Source organism: Kribbella aluminosa, from assembly GCF_017876295.1.
Taxonomy (GTDB): Bacteria; Actinomycetota; Actinomycetes; order Propionibacteriales; family Kribbellaceae; genus Kribbella; species Kribbella aluminosa.
On record NZ_JAGINT010000001.1, the window covers coordinates 2,679,398 to 2,699,782 of the forward strand.

The following is a 20,385-nucleotide window of genomic DNA, read 5'->3' on the forward strand; positions in this document are numbered from 1 at the left end:
TCGCTGATGGGATGTCGTGCCTGGCCCCGCCGTGCTGTGTGGTGGGTTGCCGTGAGTACTGCTTCATTAGGTCGCTGATGGTTCTCCCGACCGGCTTGCCTGCGGGTGACTGGCTTGATCGAGAGCGGGAGAACTTAGTGAAGTTGTTCGTGGGTGATGACTGGGCCGAGGCGCATCACGATGTGGAGGTGATGGACCCGGCCGGGCGGGTGCTGGCCAAGGCGCGGCTGCCCGAGGGGATGGTGGGGATGGCCCGGCTGCACGCGCTGCTGGCCGAGCAGTTCGCCGCTGTTGATCCCGATGCCGATCTGGACGAGGTCGAGGTGGTGGTCGGGATCGAGACCGATCGGGGGCCGTGGGTGGCCGCGTTGGTGGCCGCGGGCTACCAGGTGTTCGCGGTGAACCCGTTGCAGGCGAAGGCGTACCGCAAACGGCATGCGGTGTCGGGCGCCAAGAGCGACGCGGGCGACGCGCACGTGCTGGCCGACATGGTCCGCACCGATTCCCACCAGCTGCGCACGGTGGCCGGTGACAGCGCCGGGGCCGAGGCGATCAAGGTCGTCACCCGGATGCACAAGACACTGATCTGGGAACGGACCCGCACCACGCAGCGGCTGCGGCACGCGCTGCGCGAGTACTTCCCCGCCGCGCTGGAAGCCTTCGCCGACCTCGACGCGCCCGACACCCTCGAACTACTGGCCAAGGCCCCCGACCCGGCGTCTGCGGCCCGGCTGACCACCGCGCAGATCACCGCGGCGCTCAAACACGCCCGGCGCCGCAAGATCGACGGCATCGACGGCAGGGCCGCGCGGATCCGGGCCGCGCTGCGCGCCGAGCACCTCGGCCAGCCTGCCGTGGTGACTGCCGCCTACGCCGCCTCGACCCGCGCGCTGGTCGCGGTCCTGGTCGTCCTCGATGAGCAGGTCACGACGCTGCAGGGCCAGGTGGAGGCACATTTTGGCCGGCACCCGGCCGCTGAGATCATCGTGTCCCAGCCCGGGCTGGGACCGATCCTCGGCGCCCGGGTGCTCGCAGAGTTCGGCGACGACCCCGAACGGTACGCCTCGGCCAAAGCCCGCAAGAACTACGCCGCGACCAGCCCGATCACCATCTCCTCGGGCAAGAAGAAGGTCGCCCTGGCCCGCTACGTGCACAACGACCGGCTCATCGACGCCCTCATGACCCAGGCCTTCTCCGCGCTCAACACCTCGCCCGGAGCCCGCGCCTACTACGACAAACAACGAGCCCGCGGAGCCGAACACAACCCCGCCCTGCGCCAACTCGCCAACCGGCTCGTCGGCATCCTCCACGGCTGCCTCAAAACCAGCACCCCCTACAACGAAACAACCGCCTGGTCACAACAGGCCGAATTGCTCGCAGCTTGACACCCTTAGCTCCTGGGATGTCTGTCGAGCTGCACATCGGCGGGAGGCTGGGCTTGATTGGCTGGGTGGCGGGTCGGGTTCAGGGGCGTGTACGTCCTGTGGAGTGCAGGTTAGGCTCGGCGGCGTGAACGTGGAGGGGCTGTTGCGGGAGCTCGCGCCGCAGGTGCTGGGGTTCCTGGCGCGGCGGCACGGGCAGTTCGACCTGTGCGAGGACGCCGTACAGGAGGCGCTGCTGGCGGCGGCGACGCAGTGGCCGGTGGACGGCGTACCGGGGAATCCGCGGGGCTGGTTGATCACGGTCGCGACCCGGCGGCTGACGGATGCGTTCCGTAGCGAGAGCGCGCGGCGGCGGCGTGAGGACAACCTGGCGGCGATGGCCGGGCCGGAGGAGCTGGTTGCCCCGGGCGCGGATGTGGACGAGACGCCGGACACCGACGACACGTTGACGCTGCTGTTCCTGTGCTGTCATCCGGCGGTCACGCCCGCGTCCCAGGTGGCGTTGACGCTGCGGGCGGTCGGCGGTCTGACGACGGCGGAGATCGCCCGGGCGTTCATGGTGCCGGAGGCAACGATGGCGCCGCGGATCAGCCGGGCGAAGAAGAGCATCAAGGCGGCCGGCAGCCGGTTCGAGCTGCCGCCGGTGGCGGAGCAGGCCGAGCGGCTGCGCGTCGTGTTGCAGGTGCTGTACCTGATCTTCAACGAGGGCTACACGGCCAGCTCGGGGGAGGAGTTGCAGCGTGTCGAGCTGACCGCGGAGGCGATCCGGCTGGCGCGGATGCTGCGCTCGGCGCTGCCGGACGACGGCGAGGTTGCGGGCCTGCTGGCGTTGATGCTGCTCACCGACTCCCGCCGCGCGGCGCGGACGACGGCCGACGGAGGTCTGGTCCCGATCGACGAGCAGGACCGTTCGCTGTGGGACCGCGCGCAGATCACCGAAGGCGCCGACCTGACCCTGCACACACTGCAGCAGGGCGCCGTCGGGCCGTACCAGCTGCAAGCCGCGATCGCCGCCGTCCACGCCGAGGCGCCGAGCGCGGACGCGACCGACTGGCAGCAGATCCACGCGCTGTACCTGGTGCTGGAGAAGTTCGCGCCGAACCCGATGGTCACGCTGAACCGCGCGATCGCGCTGGCCCAGGTGGACGGTCCACAGGCGGGCCTCGACCTGCTCACGACGATCGAGGACGACAAGAACATCACCGAGACCCACCGCCTGGACGCTGTCCGCGCCCACCTGTACGAGCGCCTGGGCGAACCTCTCAAAGCCCACGAGCACTACCTGGCCGCGGCCCGCCGCACCACCAGCCTCCCCGAACAGCGCTACCTCGAGGCGAAGGCCGACGCGATCGGCGTACCGAAGAACGGGTAGTACTCGCCCGTCGGCGCTCTCGCCACGCTCAGCACCCGCCTGCCGAGGGTCGATTTGCGGAGTACTGCCCGTCGTTCGGTACACATGCCACCCGGCGTCCGGTTTCGTGGGACTTGATTGCGGCGTGCGCCAGGTGGAGGGCGCGGCGGCCGGCTCGGGCGTGGATCGGCGGTTCGGCCCCGGCGCGGAGGGCTGTCAGGAGGGCGTCGACGTGGCGGTCGAAGGTGCCGGCGAAGTTGCGGGACTCGTCGTCGAAGTAGGTCGAGTGCCAGCGCCGTTCGACCGGGTCGCCGGGTTTGCTGAAGCTGAGCGACCGGACCGTGTCGTGGATGACGAGGCGGCCCTCGGTGCCGTTGATCTCGAGGTGCTGCGTGTCCGGGTACGCGTACGAGGAGTCGTAGCTGCCGAGCATCGTGCCGACCGCGCGGTTCGCGAAGTCGAGCGCGAGGGCGACCGTGCTGAACGCGCCGTACGTCTTGTCGGTCAGGTGTGCGGACACGGCGGAGATCGGGCCGACCAGGTGCTCGAGCATGTCGAAGCCGTGGCACTGGGTCTCGATCAGGTTCGCGTGCGGTGAGCCGCCGCGGTTCGGTTCGCCGCCGAAGCGCCAGGTCGCGAAGATCAGGTCGCCGAGTTCGCCGGCGTCGATCAGGGCCTTGGCGCGTTGCACGGGTTCGGCGTACCGGTGGTTGAAGTTGATCGCGAAGAAGTTGCCTCGAGCATCGTTGAGGAGGGTGTCGGCCTCGTCGAGGTCGAAGACGAGGGGTTTCTCGACGAGAAGCGGGATGCCCGTGTGGACGAGCTTCAGCGTGACGTCGTAGTGGTCCTCGTTCGGCAGGCACACCGTGATCAGGTCGGGGCGCTCGCGCTCCAGCATCAGGTCGAGATCGGTGTACGGCGTGGTGCCGTACCGCTCGGCCCTCGCTGCTGTCCGGGCCGGTGTGCGACCGACGACGGCGACCAGTTCGGTGTCCTCGCGACGGGAGAAGATCCGCGCGTGGTGCTCGCCCCAGCCGCCGGCGCCGACCACCGCGACCCTCATGAGGCACCCTCCTGGGTGACGACGACCTTGCCCGTCTCGCCGGCCATGAACAACTGGAACGCCTCTGCGATCTCGGACACCGGGAAGCGGTGGCTGATCACCCGTGAGATCAGTTCCTGGTGCTCGGACAGCAGCGCGAGGTTGCCCGGCATCTCGTCGTACCGGAAGTACTCGCTGCCGAGGACCGCGTGCTCGGGGCCGATCAGGTCGTCGGACGCGTTCAGGGCCAAGCCCTCGCCGTGGCCGACGCAAATCAGAGCGCCGCGTTTGCTGATGATGTCGAGCGCCGCACGCCGCGCGGACTCCTTGCCGGAGGCATCGAACGCGAGGTCCGGGTTCCCGGCAGATTGCAGATTGTCGACAATCAACGGGATCGCCCCGAACGACTCCGCGAAGTCCAGCCGCCAGCGGGACAGGTCGGAGATGTAGACCGGTACGTCGGCGCCGTACGTGAGCTTGCTCATGACGGTCAGCCCGAGCCCGATCGGCCCGGCGCCGGCGATGTAGACGCTCTCGACGTCCTGCCGGACCAGTGCCGCGCGGCCGAGCGCGTGACTGCTGGTACCCATCACGTCGAGCAGCATGGTCGCGTTGCCGATCTCGACGTCGTCGGTGATCGGGAAGAAGTTGGACTCGTGGACGAGTTCGTACGGGCCGTAGCCGCCGTCGTGGGTGAAGCCCATGTCGGCGCGTTTCGCGAAGCACTGGTTGGTGGCGCCGTACCGGCAGCTTCGGCACTCGCCGCAGTAGTCCATCAGGAACACCGCGCCGCGGGTGCCGACGGGCGTGCTGGTTCCTTCGCCGGCTTGGAGAACCGTCCCGGCGGCCTCGTGTCCGGGGACGACCGAGGAGCCGTCGAAGTACTGGTGGCGGTCGGTGCCGCAGAGAGCGTTGGCCTGCACGGACAGCAGCAGCTGACCAGGACCGGGGTCGGTGTAGTCGTGAGCCGCGAACTCGATGTTTCCGGCTCCGGTGAACTTCGGGGCGAGAGCGGTGCGCGTCATGGTGCGGGAATTTACTACGTAGCAAATCCCGTCCACAAGGGGTCGCGCCGGGGTGTTTCGTCAGCGGGTGGAGCTCTCCCGGATCCGGAGTTCGTACCCGGCCATCCGATGCTCGGGGACGTGTTCCTCGTCGAGTTGCTCCGCGAGCAGGTCGAGCGCACCGGTCGCGATGTCGCCGAGCAGTGGCGCGACCGTACTCAAAGTCGGCGTCGACAGGCTCGACTCGACGATGTCGTCGAACCCGATCACCGAGACATCCTTCGGTACGTCGAACCCGCCGCGATGCAGCGCCTGCAGTACGCCGAGCGCGGCCGAGTCGTTCATCGCGAAGATCCCGTCGGGTCTCAGACTCTCGAAGGTGCGGGTGATCGCATCGGCCGCGGCGGTGGTGGTCCAGTCGCACTCGACGAGCAGCCCGGGATCGAGCGGCATGCCGTGCTTCTTGAGTGCGGCCTGGTACCCCTGGCGGCGGAGCTGGTACGACCTTTTCGGCCCGTGGTTCGCGCCGAGCAGCAGGATCCGCCGTCGGCCTGTCTCCAGCAGGTGGGTGACCGCGGCCAGCGCTGCCTCGCGGTTCCTGATGCCGACGTGGTCGATCGTGCTGCCCGGCTCGCGGTCGCCGATCAGTACCACCGGATGCGCGCCGCGCTGGTCGTCGCGGCCGAGCGACACCGCGCTCATGATCACGCCGTCGGTCAGGATGTCGCCGCCGCCGCGGAGCAGCTCGAGCTCGGCGTCCCGGTGACCGCCGGTGGTCTCCACGAGGACCGTCGTACCGCGGTCCCGGGCGGCGCCGACGACCGCCTCGGCGAGGTCGGCGAAGTACCGCTCGCGGAAGCTTGGGACGGCCAGCGTCACGGTGCCGGTGCGGCCGGTGCGGAGCCGGCGGGCGGCGGTGTTCGGGCGGTAGCCGAGCGCGTCGAGGCTGGCCTGGACGCGGGCGCGGGTCATGGGGGAGACGTGGACGTAGTTGTTCACCACGTTCGAGACCGTGCGCTGCGAGACGCCCGCGTGCCGCGCCACGTCGGACATGCTGACCGCCACCGCAGCTGCTCCTTCCCGCCCAGGACTGGTCAGATTATCAACGGTTAGGCGTGACCTGAGTTGTAACTTCGGTTTACAGTAGCGCCATGAGCGTTCAAGAGCGGGCACGCGGGCGGCGGGACGCGATCGGCGTCGGGGTCGCGCTGCTGAACCGGCTGGCGAGGTGGCGGGCGATCGACCGGCTCGGGCTGCGGAAGCCGGCCGAGCGGGCCGTGTTCGAGGCCACCAAGACCGGATTCCGGACGGCCGGCGCACTGTCCCGCCGGTTCACCGCGGCGTCCAGGCTGGCGTCCCCGTCACGGCTGCCCGCGGCCCGGGGGACCGGGCGGTTCGACCTGACGCCGACCGAGGACCAGCAGCTGATGGTCGAGGTCGTCCGCGAGTTCGCCGCCGACGTACTGCGGCCCGCTGCTGCCGCCGCTGACACCGCGTGTACGACGGACGCGAAGATCCTGGACTCGTCGGCCGAGCTAGGGCTGAGCCTGATCGAGGTACCGGAGGAGCTCGGCGGGATCGTCACCGAGCGCTCGACGATGACCGGCGTACTCGTGGCCGAGGCACTCGCGCACGGCGACCTGGGCCAGGCGGTCGCGTGCCTGGCGCCGTCCGCGGTCAGTACGGCGATCTCGCTGTGGGGCGACGAGACCCAGCAGGCGACGTATCTGCCGTCCTTCACCGGATCCTCGGTCCCGGCGGCCGCGCTGGCGCTGCTCGAGCCGCGGGCGTTGTTCGATCCGTTCGAGCTGGGGACCCGGTACACCGGCGGGCTGCTGAACGGAGTGAAGTCGCTGGTACCGCGGGCCGCGGAGGCGGAGCTGTTCGTGATCGGCGCGCAGACCGATGCCGGGCCGCGGCTGTTCGTGGTCGAGCCGGATCACCCGGGCGTGACGATCGAGGCTGAGCCGTCGATGGGGCTCCGTGCGGCGTCGCTGAGCCGGGTGATTCTGACCGACGTACCGGCGGTGCCGCTGGGGACGGCGGACGACTACCGGGAGTGCGTGCGGTTGTCGCGGCTCGGGTGGTGCGCGCTGGCCTTGGGTACGGCGCGGGCCGTGCTCGACTACGTGACGCCGTACGTGAACTCTCGTGAGGCTTTCGGTGAGCCGATCAGCCATCGGCAGTCGGTGGCGTTCATGGTGGCGAACATCGGGATCGAGCTCGAGGGCATGAAGCTGGTCACGTACCGGGCCGGGTCGCGCGCGACCCAAGGGCTTCCGTTCGGCCGCGAGGTGGCGCTGGCGCGGCAGTTGTGTGCCGAGAAGGGCATGCAGATCGGCACGGACGGCGTACAGCTGCTCGGCGGGCACGGGTACGTCAAGGAGCATCCGGTCGAACGCTGGTACCGCGACCTGCGGGCCATCGGCATCATGGAAGGCGCGGTACTCGTCTGATGATCAACCTCGAGACCCCTCGCAAGTTCAAGGCGTTCGTCAACCAGGCGCACCAGGTCGCGGCCGAGATGCTGCGGCCGAACTCGCGGCGCTACGACCTGGCCGAGCACGAGTACCCGGTCGAGCTGGACATGCTGGCCGCGATGGTCGACGGATTAGGGGCCTCAGGCACCGGTTCCGGCGCGGGCGCGTCCGGTGTACGACGTACCGCCGGCGCCGAGGACGGCGTCGTGAACGGGTCGAACCTGTCGTCGGTCCTGTCGATCATGGAGATGTGCTGGGGCGACGTCGGGCTGCTGCTGTCGATGCCGCGCCAGGGCCTCGGGAACTCGGCGATCGCGTCGGTCGCCTCCGACGAACAACTGCAGCGCTTCGAGGGCGTGTGGGCGGCGATGGCGATCACCGAACCCGGCTGCGGGTCGGACTCCGCCAGCATCCAGACGACCGCCCGGCTGGACGGCGACTCGTACGTGCTGAACGGCGAGAAGATCTTCGTCACCGCCGGCGGCCGCTGCGACGCGATCGTCGTCTGGGCCACCCTCGACAAGTCCCTCGGCCGGGCCGCGATCAAGTCGTTCGTGGTCATGAAGGACACGCCCGGCATGACCGTGGAGCGGCTCGAACACAAGCTGGGCATCCGCGCGTCCGACACCGCCACCATCCGCTTCGACAACTGCCGCGTCCCCGCCGCGAACCTGCTCGGCACCGCCGACATCGACAAGGGCTTCGCCGGCGTCATGCAGACCTTCGACAACACCCGCCCGCTGGTCGCCGCGATGGCCGTCGGCTGCGCCCGCGCCGCCCTCGAACTCACCCGCGACCTCCTCGCCGATGCCGGCGTACACGTCGACTACGACCGCCCCACCGCCCGCCAGTCCCACGCGGCCGCGACGTACCTCGCCATGGAAGCCGACTGGGAAGCCGCCTACCTCCTCACCCTCCAGGCCGCCTGGATGGCCGACAACGCCCAGCCCAACTCCCTCCAAGCCTCCATGGCCAAAGCCAAAGCCGGCCGCACCGCCAACGACATAACCCTCGGCTGCGTCGCCCTCACCAACACCTTCGGCTACTCCGAACACCACCTCCTCGAAAAGTGGTCCCGAGACAGCAAAATCCTCGACATCTTCGAAGGCACCCAACAAATCCAGCAACTGATCGTCGCCCGCCGCCTACTCGGCAAGACGTCGGCCGAACTCAAGTAGCCCGATTTATAAGGCATCCCGGATTGGTCCAATCGGCTGCTCAGAGCAGTTCCGGCGGGTGTACGACGATCGCCCGTGGCTGGCCGGCGCCATGCTCGCCTCGGCATCTCTCGGGCCGTACAGCGGCCCCGGGCCGAAGGCGATCAGGACGGGTTCGCCTGCGGCCTCATCGTCATCCTCCGCGGCATCGCCCGCCATCCTGGTCGCGAGCGGGACGTCCCGGGTAGTGGCGCCTGGTGTTCACTGGGAGGTGGCGGCATCGTTCCAGAGAGCGTTGTCGCTGACGAGGGTGGCTCGGCCCCAGTTCCGGAAGTCGTCGGACTCGTAGTACGCGAGGTCGCGGCCGTCGGTCGACTCCCACCATTCGTCGACCCGGCGGCGGAGTTCGGCACGGGTGCCGGCGAGGTCCCCGCGACCGACCACGTTGCGCAGCTCACCGGGATCCGCGGCGAGGTCGTAGAGCTCTTCCCACGGTGTCTCGCCGAAATGGCGTACGTACTTCCAGTTCCGCGTCCTGGCGACCCGGAAGGGATGTAGACCCCAGTACGCCGCGTAGTGCTCGAGGAACACGCACTCGTCGGCTGGTGGCGCCGGCCGCATCGCCCGATCCAGCACCGATCCACCTGACATCTCAGCTGGTACCGGCAGACCGGCTGCAGCCAGCAGTGTTCCGGGTTGCGCCACGTTCACGCAGAGATCGTCGACAACCGATCGCTCGACCGGCAGGCCCGGCACTTTCAGGACGAAGGGAATCCGGTAGAGCTCGTCGTACGGCAGGACGCCCTTCAGCCGGAACCCGTGAGCGCCCATCATGTCGCCGTGGTCGGAGGTGAAGAGCACGACCGCGTCGTCCCACATCCCGCGCGCTTCCAACGCGCCGCGGACGTCACCGACCAGGGAGTCGATGTGGCTGATCATGCTGTAGTAGGAGCTCAGCTCGTCACGCAGCCGGTCCAGTCCGACCCCACCGTGTGGCATCGCCCGTCGCTCGGCCTGGTAGGGCGGCTTGCCGATGAGATCGTCGTCGTACGTCGCCGGTATCGGCATCTCCTCCGGCGGGAAGTGCTCGTCGAACGGCGCGACATGCTCGAACGCCGGATGTGGCTCGTGCCAGGACACGGTCAGGAACAGTGGCTGCTCCGGGTCGTGTTCGGCGACGAACCGGACCGCGTCGGCCGTCACTGTCCGGTCCACCGCGGACAGCGGCGAGCTGACGCCGTGCTCCTGGACGTGTTGGTAGCCGAGGGCATCGAGCGGATGACCGAGATGGCTCTTGCCGAAGTACGCCGTCGTCCAGCCGGCATCGCGGAACACCTTGCCGACCGTGAGCCGGTCCGGGCTGAGGTGCCCGGTGTGCCCGCGGAACCCGTAGATCGCCAGCACGCCTGCCTCGTGCGGATACAGGCCGGTCTGCATGGAGACCCGGGACGGCGTGCACTGCGGGTTGGAGCAGAACATGCCGGTGTAGTTCACGCCCTCGGAGGCCAGCCGGTCGAGGTGCGGAGTCCGCGCGAGCGGGTCGGCGGTGCCGAGCCGCTGGTGCTGGAACTGATCTGCGATCAGCAGAACGACATGTCGGGGTGACATCCGGTAACCCTTCGGCCAATGGATTTGGTATCGATTTCAACTCCGTTGGCCGAGGAAGTCAAGGGACTGCGCCGATCCCTTGACCCGATGGACATTCGGCCTCTACGGTCGATTTGGTATCGATTTCAAATCCCGCTGACGGCGAGGTCGTCAGCAGCCGAGGGAGGCGCAGGGTGTCGATCATGTCCCCGCCCACAACATCGCCGGAACAGGCCGCCGTCGAGAAGGTGCCCGACCGGTCGCGACGCCGCCGGCGGCAGGGCGCGGTCGGTCTGCTGTTCGCCCTTCCCGCGCTGGTGCTTCTCGGCGTGTTCCACATCTGGGCGAGCCTGTTCAACATCGCGATGTCGTTGACCGACTGGTCGCTGGGCGGAGCGTCGTTCGTCGGGCTGCGCAACTACGTCGATCTGCTGACCGGCGCCGAGTTCCGCAACTCGCTGACGGTGACGTTGTTCTTCGTCGTCGGCACCGTCCCGGTGACGATCCTGCTGGGGCTGCCGATCGCGTACGCGTTGCACTACAGACTCGCCCGGTTCCATGTCTACCGGGTCCTCGTGTTCACGCCGTACGTCGTCCCGACGGTCGCATCGGCGATGATCTGGGGCGTCATCTTCGGATCGAACCCGGGCAGCCTGGCCAACTGGATCCTGTCCTGGTTCGGAGTCGGGCCACATCAGTGGCTGGTCGACGGAACCGGTGTGGTCAATCTGGTGCTGCATCCGCTCGGTGTCCAGCTGCCAGGGCTGCTCGGCGGCCCGAGTGTCGCACTGACGGTCACGATGGTGGCGCAGATCTGGCACATGCTCGGGTTCACAGTGATCGTGCTGCTGTCCGGGCTGACCGGTATTGGCGAGGACGTCCGTGAGGCTGCCCGGGTCGACGGTGCCGGCGAGCTCCGGGTGCTGCGCAGCGTCGTGGTGCCGTTGCTGTCGCCGACGATCTTGTTCCTGGCGGTGATCTCACTGATCTTCGCGGTCCGCGAGTTCAATCTGATCTACGTGCTCACCGGCGGTGGACCACAAGGGAGCTCGGAGACGTTGTCGATGCTGATGGTCCGCCAGTTCTACGAGGACAACGAGCTCGGCCGGGGCGCGACGACCGGCACCTTCCTGGCGATCACGGTCGCCGTCCTGACCCTGGTCCAGTTCTGGATCTCCCGGAGGCGAGTCCACTATGAGTGAGCCGACGCGCAGGCTGAAGACGCTGCCCACCCACCTCGCGCTGGTCGTGACCTGCCTGATCCTGATGGTGCCGCTGTACTGGATGGTGGTCACGGCGGTGAAGCCGCTGCAGGAGGCGCTCGCCTCGCCGCCGACTCTGTGGCCGCACCACGTCGCGTTCTCGAACTTCGCGGACGCGTTACGGCAGGCGCCGTTCGTCCGCTACGTTGCCAACACCGTGCTGACGGCCGGCCTGACCGCGGTCGGCAACGTGGTGATCGGGTCGCTCGCCGGATACGCGCTGGCTCGTGGCCGCTTCCGCGGTCGGGGGGTCCTGCTCGGATTTGTTCTGGCCAGCGTGATGGTCCCGGGCGAGGCGACGTTCATCCCGAACTACGTGACGATCCGGAACCTCGGCTGGTACGACAGCTACCTCGCGTTGGTGGCGCCTTGGCTGGTCGGCGCGTTCAGCGTCTTCCTGTACCGGCAGGCCTTCCGGTCGCTGCCCGAGTCGCTGTTCGAGGCGGCGCGGCTGGATGGTTGCTCGGAGCTCCGGTTGTTCCGCGCCGTCGCGTTCCCGCTGGTTCGGGCGACTTCGCTGACGGTTTTCGTGCTGAGTTTCGTATGGACCTGGAACGCGTTCCTGTGGCCGCTGCTGGTCACCTCCCGCCCCGAGTTGCGTGTCCTTCAGTTGGGCCTGACCGCCTTCCAGACCGAAGGCGGCGTGTACGTCAACCTGCTGATGGCGGCGACAGTGCTGTCGGTGGTGCCGGTGCTTGTGCTGTTCGCGACCACCCAGCGCCTGGTCATCAGCGGTATCGGAGAAGGAGCTCTCAAATGAAGGTACTTCCGCGCCGTCGCTGCCTGACTGTCCTGGTTGTCGCGGGTACGGCGCTGCTGGCCGGTGCCTGCGGGTTCGGCGGACCGAACTCCCCGGCTGCCGGGAGCAACGCCCCGATCCCGGACACCTTGAGCAAGAAGACCACGATCTCGTTCTGGCACGTGTACACGGGCGCCGACGGTGCTGCGATCGACGGGCTGGTGAAGAAGTTCGAGGCCGCGAACCCGAACGTGACGGTCCAGGCGCAGTACGTCGGTGGCTTCAACGACCTGAACAAGAAGGTCGTCTCGTCCCTACAGGCCGGATCGCCGCCCGACGTCACGGTCGCCTACCCGCCGAACGTCCTGGAGTACGTGAAGTCGAAGCGGGTCGTGGATCTGACGCCGTACGTCGACAAGGCCGGGGCCGGGTTGTCCAAGCAGGATCTGGCCGACATCCTGCCGAACGAGCTGAAGCGCAACCGGTACAGCACACAAGGTGGCGCCTATCTGAGCTTCCCGTTCGCGGTGAACGTCGCAGTGCTGTACTACAACGCCGATCTGCTCGCCAAGGCAGGCTTCAACGCCCCTCCGAAGACCTGGGCAGACTTCGAACGAGTGTGTGCGGCGGTGAAGGCGCTCGGCAGGACCTGCTACTCGGCGAACGCGAACGCCTCGACGCTGAACGCTATCGGGTACTCGTACGGAACGTCGCCGGTCGCCGCCGATGGCAAGGCATCGTTCGGCACTGCGCAGTGGAAGGACGCCTTCGGCCTGCTTGGCCGGCTGACGGGATCGGGCACGACCCGGCTCGCCAGCACCGGCGACGCCCAGACGGTCGACCAGAACGAGTTCGTCTCCGGGCAGGCGGCCTTCATCATCCGGTCGAGCCGGACGGCGCCCTTCCTGAGCAAGGCCATCGGCGACAAGTTCGCCTGGAACGCCGCGGCGTTGCCGCAAGCGACGGCGACCGCGCGGCCGACCACCGCACTGTACGGCCCCGGACTGGCCGCATTCGCGTCCGATCCGGATCGGCAGCTGGCATCGTGGCAGCTGATCAAGTTCCTCGGGTCGGCAGACACCCAGTCCACCTGGGCGAAGAGCACCGGCAATCTGCCGATCCGGCGGAGCGTGGTGACAGCTCCGGCGTACGCCGCGTACCTCAAGCAGCACCCGGCGACGGCGGTCTCGGCGAGCCTGGTTGCCGATGCGCACTGGGAAGGTGCGTTGGGGGACCAGGGCATCGTCGCCTTCCTGCCGCAGAAGCTGCGCAACTCGATGGAGGATCTCGAAGGCGGCATACTGAGCGGAGCGCTCACACCTGATGCCGCGCAGTCCCAGCTCCAGGCTCAGGCGACCCGGTTGATGGCGGCCAGATGAGCCGGCCGAACATCGTGGTGTTCCTGAGCGACGACCATGCGGAGTGGGCGCTCGGATGCTCCGGCAACTCCGAGATCCGGACCCCGACGCTCGATCACCTCGCGCGGACCGGCGTACGGATGCGGAACGCGTTCACGCCCAGTCCCGTGTGCTCGCCTGCCCGCGCATCGTTCTGGACCGGGTTGTTCCCGTCCCAGCACGGCGTGCACGACTTCCTGGCGTTGCAGGATCCCGAGGTGGCCGCGACGCCGTGGCTGGCCGGCGAACGCCTGCTCGGCGAGCAGCTGCAGGCCGGCGGGTACGAGACCGCGATGGTCGGTAAGTGGCATCTCGGCCGGACGGACGAAACAGCCTCGGGCTTCGACCACTGGGCGCCGAACGATTACCTCACCGCGACCCCGGGCCGTCAGGTGGTTACCGACGACGCCGTACGGTTCCTGCGGGAGCGGGACACCGAGCGTCCGTTCTTCCTGTACGTCGGCCACTTCGCGACTCACAGCCCGTGGCAGGACCGCCCCGAGCGGCTGGTCGACCAGTACCGTACGGCGACCTTCGGCGACATCCCTGACGACCCGGTGTATCCCTACGGCCGGATGGCCGGCGAGGCCCTGTTCACCACTCGGAACCAGCCTCGCGCGGCGCTGGCGCAGTACTACGCGGCGGTGTCCGAGATCGACGAGGGAGTCGGCCGGGTCCTGGACGAGCTCGAAATGCAGGGTCTGACCGACGACACCTTGGTGGTCTACACATCCGACCACGGACTGATGACCGGTCACCACGGCTTGTGGGGCAAGGGCAACGCGACCGTGCCCTACAACATGCTCGACGAGTCGATCCGGGTGCCAATGATCCTCCGCCAGCCCGGCGTGCTGCTGGGCGATCAGGTACGGGACGAATTCGTCAACCACTGCGACCTCTTCGAGCTCCTGCTGGACCATGCCGGGGCCGACGTACGCGATCGGCGGCACGAGTACCCAGGTCGATCGTTCCGGGAGCTGTGTCGTGGCGGATATGTGCCGGACTGGCCCGACGAGGTGTTTGCCGAGTACGGCGACACCCGGATGGTCCGTACGCGGACCGAGAAGCTGGTGTGGCAGCCGGGCGCCGGCCGGACGCTGCTGTTCGACCTGGTCGCCGATCCGCGCGAGTCGGTCGACGTCGCCGGTGACCGGGCGGCGTCCGTCGCGGAGCTGACCAAGCGGCTCGACGACTGGTTCGCGCGGTACGACGAACGCGGCACGAGCGGTCTGCGCGTCGCCGACCTGCCACGACACAACAAACGGGAGGCGTGGCGGGACCACGGGCGGCATGACATCGTCGCCCACCCGCCGTGGCTCGCCCGCTGATCAGTTCTGCACCAGTACAACCTCCGGAAAGGCGAGGTTCGCTATGTCACGCCCAAACACAGACTTCCAGGGCCGGATCGGCACCACCGTGGCCGACTCTGAGCCATGGTGGCCGGACAACGATGCCTCCGGTAACCGCCGGCCGAACGTCGTCACCGTAGTTCTGGACGACACCGGGTGGTCCGACTTCGGCTGCTACGGCTCGGAGATCGCCACGCCGACGATCGACCGGCTCGCGGCCGACGGGCTGCGGTACACGAACTTCCACGTGACGCCGCTGTGTTCACCGACCCGGGCCAGCCTGCTCACCGGCCGAAATCACCACCGTGTCGGCATGCGCTTCCTCGCCGACACCGACACCGGATTCCCGAACGCGCGCGGGCGCATCGACGCCGACGTACCGACACTGCCGCGACTGCTGCGCGAGCAGGGGTACGGGACCTATCTCGCCGGGAAGTGGCACCTCGCTCCGCTGCACGAGATCACCCCGGCGGGGCCGTTCCACAATTGGCCGCTGGGCAAGGGGTTCGACCGGTTCTACGGTTTCCTCGGTGGCTGCACGGATCAGTATGCGCCGGAGCTCTTCCAGGACAACGCGCCGATCGAACCGCCGCCCGACGAGGGGTACCACCTCAGCGCGGACCTGGTGAACCAGGCGATCCGCTTCGTCACCGACCACGTTGCATTCCGGACCGAGCAGCCGTTCTACCTTCAGTTGGCGTTCGGCGCGACCCATGCTCCGTTCCAGGCACCTCGGGAGTACGTCGACAAGTATGTCGAGACGTTCGCGAAGGGCTGGGACCAGACGCGTGCGGATCGGTTCGACCGGCAGGTCGAGCTCGGTCTCGTACCGCCAGGGTCAGAGCTGTCGGAACGCGCACCGGGCGTCCCGGCGTGGAACGAGCTCGACGACGACCGGCGCGAGCTCTTCACACACCTGCAGGCGGCGTTCGCGGGGTTCCTGGAACACACCGATGCCCAACTGGGACTGTTCGTTGCGGCGTTGGAGCGGCTTGGGCTGCTCGACGACACGGTCATCGTGGTCTGTGCCGACAACGGAGCGAGCCGGGAAGGCGGAGCGCAGGGTGCCGTCAACGTCGCGGCGGCCTACAACGGGGTGACGCGTACCGTGGCGACCGAGCTGAGCGAGTTGGACCGGCTCGCCGGCCCCGACGGACCATCGTTCTACCCGGAGGGCTGGGCGAATGCCGGAAACACACCGTTCCAGCTTTACAAGCAGTACGTCGACCTGGGCGGCGTACGGTCGGGGCTGGTCGTGCATTGGCCGCGAGGTGTGACCGGTCGCGGTGAGGTGCGCCGGCAATTCGTGCACGTCGTCGATCTCGCGCCGACGCTGCTGGAGCTGGCGGGAACCGCAGCCGATCTGGAGTTCGACGGTGCCTCGATCGTGGGGACCTTCGACGATGTGGGTGCCGGCCGCGATACGCAGTACTGGGAGATGCTCGGGCACCGGGCGATCTGGCACCGCGGGTGGAAGGCGGTCACATGCCACGAGCCGGGGGCGCCGTTCGGCTCGGACAAGTGGCGGCTGTACGACACGACGAGCGACTTCAGCGAGTGCCGGGATCTCGCTGCCCGGGAACCCGGCGTACTCGCGGATCTCCAGGAACTGTGGTGGCGGGAGGCGAAGGCGAACGACGTCCTCCCGCTGGACGATCGACGATTGAAGGACCTGCTGAAGTTCCGGCCGCCGCTGGGGATCGCGGCACGTCGCTCGCTGCGGCTGCACGCGGGCCAGAGCCACCTGCCGACGACCAGCACCCTCTGTGGCCTGGATCGGTCGATGCGCGTTCGGGCCCGGCTGACCCGGGCGGCCGACGGCGTGGTGCTGGCCAGTGGCGGCTCGTACGGCGGTTACGTTCTCTACGTGCAGGACGGCGTGCTGTCGTTCGAGTATCACTTCCTCGACTGGCGAGGGCGGGCCACGTCTGCACCCTTGCCGCCGGGTGAGATCGAGGTCGGTTTCGATCTCGACCGCCGCGACGACAGGTCGGCGCGGCTGCACCTGACCGTCGCCGGCGACCCGGTGGACGTCGCGGAGTTGCCGATGGCAACCACATTGCTGTCGTTTTGGGGACTCGACGTCGGGCGTGATCCGGTGTCGCAGGTGTCGAGGGCGTATACGGGTCCGTTTCCGATGCCGGCCGACGTACTGGCGGAGGTGGCGATCGACTTCCTCGAGGAGCACTCCGCCGGGGCTGTCGCCGACGCGATTCAGGCGACCGAGTGATGCGGCCGGTACTGCTCGATGTCGACACCGGCATCGACGACGCCCTCGCGCTGACACTCGCCGTACGCCATCCCGAGCTGGACGTGCGAGCGGTGACCTGCGTTGCGGGCAACACCGCGGTCGACCAGGTCGTGCGCAACACCTTGACGGTGTTGGACGCGGCCGGCGGCACACGGATCCCGGTCGCCCGCGGCGCGGAACGCCCGCTGCTCGCGGCGAGCCGGGACGCAAGTCATGTGCACGGCGAGGACGGGCTCGGCGATCTGGGAGTGCCGCCTTCGCCCCGGCGACCGGTGGAGATCCACGCGGTGGAGTTGATGCGACTGCAACTCCTCGACAGCACGACGCCGGTCACCATGATCGCCTTGGCTCCACTCACCAACGTTGCCCTCCTGCTGCGGATGTACCCCGAGGCTGCGGCGAAGCTCGAGCGGCTCGTGGTGATGGGTGGTGCGGCATCGGTCGGCAACGCGACACCCGTTGCCGAGTTCAACGTCTGGCACGATCCGGAGGCCGCGGCGATCGTCTTCGGTGCCGGCCTGCCGGTGACGATGTACGGGCTGGACGTCTTCTACCAGGTGGGTATCAGCGGGGAGGAGGCGGCCAAGCTCGCGGTCAGCGAAGACCTGGGGACCTGTCTGGTCGGTCGGCTGCTCGCCGGGCAGGTCGCCAAGGTGCACTCCGAGCAGCGGATTCCGCCTGGTACGGCGACGATCGGAGACGCCGGTGCGGTCTGCGCGGTCGCGGACCCGGCCGGCCTGAACACGTCGTCGTTGCCCGTCCGGGTGAGTCTCGAGGGCGAGGACACGCGAGGACAGACGATCGTCGATCGACGGAGCCGTCCCGGCGAGTCAGACCTGGCCGGGCGCGCGCAGGCGACAAGGGTCGACGTAGCGCTCGAGGTCGACGCTGAGCGCTACCGGCGGCTGTTCCTCGACGTCGCCTGCCGTGGCGAGGCGTGAGTGGACGGCACGGTCTGTGTGGTCGGGTCGCTCAACCTCGATCTGGTGACCCGGGTACGACGACATCCCCGGCCCGGCGAGACAGTCACCGGTGAGTGGACCCGGACATTCCCGGGCGGGAAGGGCGCGAACCAGGCCCTCGCCGCCGCCCGGGCGGGTGCGCGGACCCAGCTCGTCGGCCGGGTCGGTGCCGATGGCAACAGCTACCTCGCGGGCCTGGCCGAGCGCGGAGTGGACTGCGCGGCGGTGCTGGTGACTCCCGACGAGGCGACCGGGCGCGCGATCGTGATGGTCGACGAACAAGGTGAGAACAACATCGTCGTCTGCCCCGGTGCGAACGGCCACGTCACGGCCGCTGACGTCGACGCGAGGGCGGTGATATCGGCCGACGTCCTGCTGCTGCAGCTCGAACTGCCGGTCGACGTGGTCCGACGTGCGATCGATCTGGCCGCGGCCGCTGGCGTCCGAACCGTACTGAACGCGTCGCCGTGGTCGTTGTCGGCGAGCGAACTGGCGGAACTGGCCGATGTCGTCATCGTCAACGAGCACGAGGCGGCCGCGCTCGGCCCGGTGCCGGGCACGGTGTGCGTAACTCTCGGATCACGCGGCGCCCGCTGGCTCGGGATCCACGTACCGGCGCCGGAGGTGCAGGCGGTCGACACTACCGGAGCCGGGGATGCTTTCGCCGGGACATTGGCTGCTCGGCTCGCGGCGGTAGCCGAGCCGGGTCAGGCGCTGCATGCTGCCGTGACCGCAGGCGCGGCGGCTTGTTGCCACCTCGGCCCTCAGGGCTGGGCCCTAACTGGATGATCCGCGGACGACAAGGTGGTGGGGGACCAGCGTCCTCGCCGGGACGTCCTGACCGGCGATGGCCGAGATTAAGACGTCGACGATGCGGCGGCCGTAGTCCTCCAGGTCGGTCCGCACCGAGCTCAGAGGGGGTTGCAGATAAGCGCCGAGCGGGACGTCCTCGCAGGACACGATCGCGACGTCGGCCGGGATCGTCAGTCCGCGTTCGGTCAAGGCCCGCGCCGCACCCAGAGCCATCGGGGTGTTGTCCGCGACGATACCGGCCGGCCGGACACCGTTGTCGAGCAGCGTGCCGACGCTCTGCTCCGCAGCCTCGGCCCGGTAGTCACCGTTGATGACGCACAGCTCGTCGTCCGACCGTCCAGCGGTGCGACAGGCCTGCTCGTACCCCTTGCGGGCATCGCGGGTCAGCGCCGATCCCGGCCCACCGCCAAGGAAGACGATCGGCCACAAGCCTTGCGTGAGCAGGTGGGCGGTAGCGTCGCGTGCGACCGCCACGCGGTCCGTGACGAGGGCGGGCACGCCCAGCGACCGGATGTTCTGCGATCCGCACACGACAGCGACACCCTGATCCAGTAACTCGCTGAGCGCACCACGCACCGGCTGGACGTTCAAGTTGTCGGCAGTAGCGATGATGACGCCGTCAACGCCACGCTTCGGCAGCGAGTGCAGCAATCCGATCAGCCGGTCGCGACTGTGGTCCAGGTCGCAGAGCAGCAGGCTGTACCCGTGCTCGTCGGCGGCTCGTTGCACGGACTTCGCCAACGCGCCGTGGAACGGCTGTGAGATGTCGCCGACCAGCAACGCCAGCGTGTCGAAGGACCCCCGCCGCAGGTTCCGGGCCGCCGAGCTCGGCCGGTAGTCCAGCTCCGCGATCGCCGCGAAGACCCGATCGCGCTTCGCGACGACAACCGCCTCCGGCTGGTTGAGCACCCGCGACACCGTGCTCGGAGACACCCCGGCCGCCCGAGCCACATCACTGATGGTCGCCATAGTCCCCTCCACTCGGTCCTGCCAGCCACCCTACGCCAAGTCTGAAATCGATACCAGACACGCCTCTGATCCTCTAACCAGAGTCGTCACCGTGTGTGGGTCAGCGAGAGCCTTCGGACAGGTAGTGGTGTTGCAAGCGAGCTCGATGTGTGGCTCGAGTGGCTCTGGCGATGGGAAACTTGGTTCTGTTGACAGGTGGGAACGGTGAGTTTGAGACGGACTCGTGGTGGTGGGGCTGTGCAGCGCGGGGCGGCGTTGCCGGCTGAGCTGCGTCGTGTTCGAGGGGCCGGCTCGAACGGAGCCTGCGGTGGGGCTCGCGGCCGCACTGGGTGCTGCTTGTCGTCGCGTGGATGCGGCGCTGCGGGCGCTGGACGCGGAGGGCTGATCATGCGCTTGGCGATCCTGGAGGGCGGGCACCGGTTGCGGGCGCGGCTCGTCCTGAGCGTGGTGCGGCGTCTGAGTGGGCAGCGACTCGATCCGGTCGCCCAGCTGGCACTCTACCGGGCCCTACGCCGGAGGCTGCCTCTTCCACGCCACACCCATCGCGTTCAAGGGACGTCTCGTCGAATACGCGGGCCGCGTCCTGCAGGCGCCCCGGTCTACACTCGTCTCGACTTCCCCGACACCGGCCGACCTCGTC

The 20,385-nt window shown here is 68.5% G+C and carries 16 protein-coding genes; 11 read left to right on the plus strand and 5 right to left on the minus strand.

Translation table 11 applies throughout. The annotated features are described in order from the left end of the window. Positions 1–137 precede the first annotated feature (137 nt). Positions 138–1,385, plus strand: a complete 1,248-nt coding sequence (locus JOF29_RS13070) for an IS110 family RNA-guided transposase (RefSeq protein WP_443667596.1) — start codon at positions 138–140, stop codon at positions 1,383–1,385. Positions 1,386–1,509: 124 nt separating this feature from the next. After that, entirely contained in the window at positions 1,510–2,754 is a 1,245-nt protein-coding gene (locus JOF29_RS13075) for an RNA polymerase sigma factor (RefSeq protein ID WP_307863299.1), read from the plus strand. Between the two features lie 28 nt (positions 2,755–2,782). Here JOF29_RS13075 and JOF29_RS13080 read toward each other — a convergent pair whose 3' ends face one another. Genes JOF29_RS13080 through JOF29_RS13090 form a run of 3 tightly spaced genes read right to left on the minus strand, consistent with a single transcriptional unit; the run spans position 2,783 to position 5,844 of the window. Continuing rightward, a complete protein-coding gene (locus JOF29_RS13080) occupies positions 2,783–3,796 on the minus strand; it encodes a Gfo/Idh/MocA family protein (RefSeq protein WP_209694465.1) in 1,014 nt (337 codons plus the stop codon). Further along, positions 3,793–4,800, minus strand: a complete 1,008-nt coding sequence (locus JOF29_RS13085; RefSeq protein ID WP_209694466.1) for an alcohol dehydrogenase catalytic domain-containing protein — start codon at positions 4,798–4,800, stop codon at positions 3,793–3,795. Before JOF29_RS13085 ends, JOF29_RS13080 begins: the two co-directional genes overlap by 4 nt. A 60-nt stretch (positions 4,801–4,860) precedes the next feature. Next, the gene (locus tag JOF29_RS13090) at positions 4,861–5,844 is read right to left on the minus strand and encodes a LacI family DNA-binding transcriptional regulator (protein ID WP_209694467.1); all 984 of its coding nucleotides are present in this window, start codon (positions 5,842–5,844) and stop codon (positions 4,861–4,863) included. A gap of 86 nt (positions 5,845–5,930) precedes the next feature. Between JOF29_RS13090 and JOF29_RS13095 the strand changes: the two genes are divergently transcribed. Continuing rightward, positions 5,931–7,235, plus strand: a complete 1,305-nt coding sequence (locus tag JOF29_RS13095) for an acyl-CoA dehydrogenase family protein (protein ID WP_209694468.1) — start codon at positions 5,931–5,933, stop codon at positions 7,233–7,235. Beyond that, positions 7,235–8,437: an acyl-CoA dehydrogenase family protein gene (locus JOF29_RS13100; protein ID WP_209694469.1), complete on the plus strand. Its 1,203-nt coding sequence runs from the start codon at positions 7,235–7,237 to the stop codon at positions 8,435–8,437. Before JOF29_RS13095 ends, JOF29_RS13100 begins: the two co-directional genes overlap by 1 nt. Positions 8,438–8,677: 240 nt before the next feature. Here JOF29_RS13100 and JOF29_RS13105 read toward each other — a convergent pair whose 3' ends face one another. Further along, on the minus strand, positions 8,678–10,024 hold the full coding sequence (locus tag JOF29_RS13105; RefSeq protein WP_209694470.1) for a sulfatase family protein: 1,347 nt from the start codon (positions 10,022–10,024) through the stop codon (positions 8,678–8,680). 182 nt (positions 10,025–10,206) lie between these two features. Here JOF29_RS13105 and JOF29_RS13110 point away from each other — a divergent pair, with 182 nt between their 5' ends. From JOF29_RS13110 to JOF29_RS13140, 7 genes are read left to right on the plus strand one after another with little or no spacing between them, the layout of a single operon-like run. Further along, positions 10,207–11,205, plus strand: a complete 999-nt coding sequence (locus JOF29_RS13110; RefSeq protein WP_209694471.1) for a carbohydrate ABC transporter permease — start codon at positions 10,207–10,209, stop codon at positions 11,203–11,205. Beyond that, entirely contained in the window at positions 11,198–12,025 is an 828-nt protein-coding gene (locus JOF29_RS13115) for a carbohydrate ABC transporter permease (protein WP_209694472.1), read from the plus strand. The genes JOF29_RS13110 and JOF29_RS13115 overlap by 8 nt, the downstream gene beginning before the upstream one ends. Then, positions 12,022–13,383, plus strand: a complete 1,362-nt coding sequence (locus JOF29_RS13120; RefSeq protein ID WP_209694473.1) for an extracellular solute-binding protein — start codon at positions 12,022–12,024, stop codon at positions 13,381–13,383. Before JOF29_RS13115 ends, JOF29_RS13120 begins: the two co-directional genes overlap by 4 nt. Beyond that, entirely contained in the window at positions 13,380–14,729 is a 1,350-nt protein-coding gene (locus JOF29_RS13125; RefSeq protein WP_209694474.1) for a sulfatase family protein, read from the plus strand. Before JOF29_RS13120 ends, JOF29_RS13125 begins: the two co-directional genes overlap by 4 nt. A 43-nt stretch (positions 14,730–14,772) precedes the next feature. Continuing rightward, positions 14,773–16,980, plus strand: coding sequence for an arylsulfatase (locus tag JOF29_RS13130; protein ID WP_209694475.1), 2,208 nt, complete (start codon positions 14,773–14,775; stop codon positions 16,978–16,980). Beyond that, positions 16,980–17,942, plus strand: a complete 963-nt coding sequence (locus JOF29_RS13135) for a nucleoside hydrolase (protein ID WP_209694476.1) — start codon at positions 16,980–16,982, stop codon at positions 17,940–17,942. Before JOF29_RS13130 ends, JOF29_RS13135 begins: the two co-directional genes overlap by 1 nt. After that, entirely contained in the window at positions 17,943–18,752 is an 810-nt protein-coding gene (locus tag JOF29_RS13140; RefSeq protein WP_209694477.1) for a ribokinase, read from the plus strand. Here the strand turns inward: JOF29_RS13140 and JOF29_RS13145 are convergent. Then, on the minus strand, positions 18,741–19,745 hold the full coding sequence (locus tag JOF29_RS13145; protein ID WP_209694478.1) for a LacI family DNA-binding transcriptional regulator: 1,005 nt from the start codon (positions 19,743–19,745) through the stop codon (positions 18,741–18,743). The two genes, JOF29_RS13140 and JOF29_RS13145, sit on opposite strands and share 12 nt — an antisense overlap. Positions 19,746–20,385: the final 640 nt, after the last annotated feature.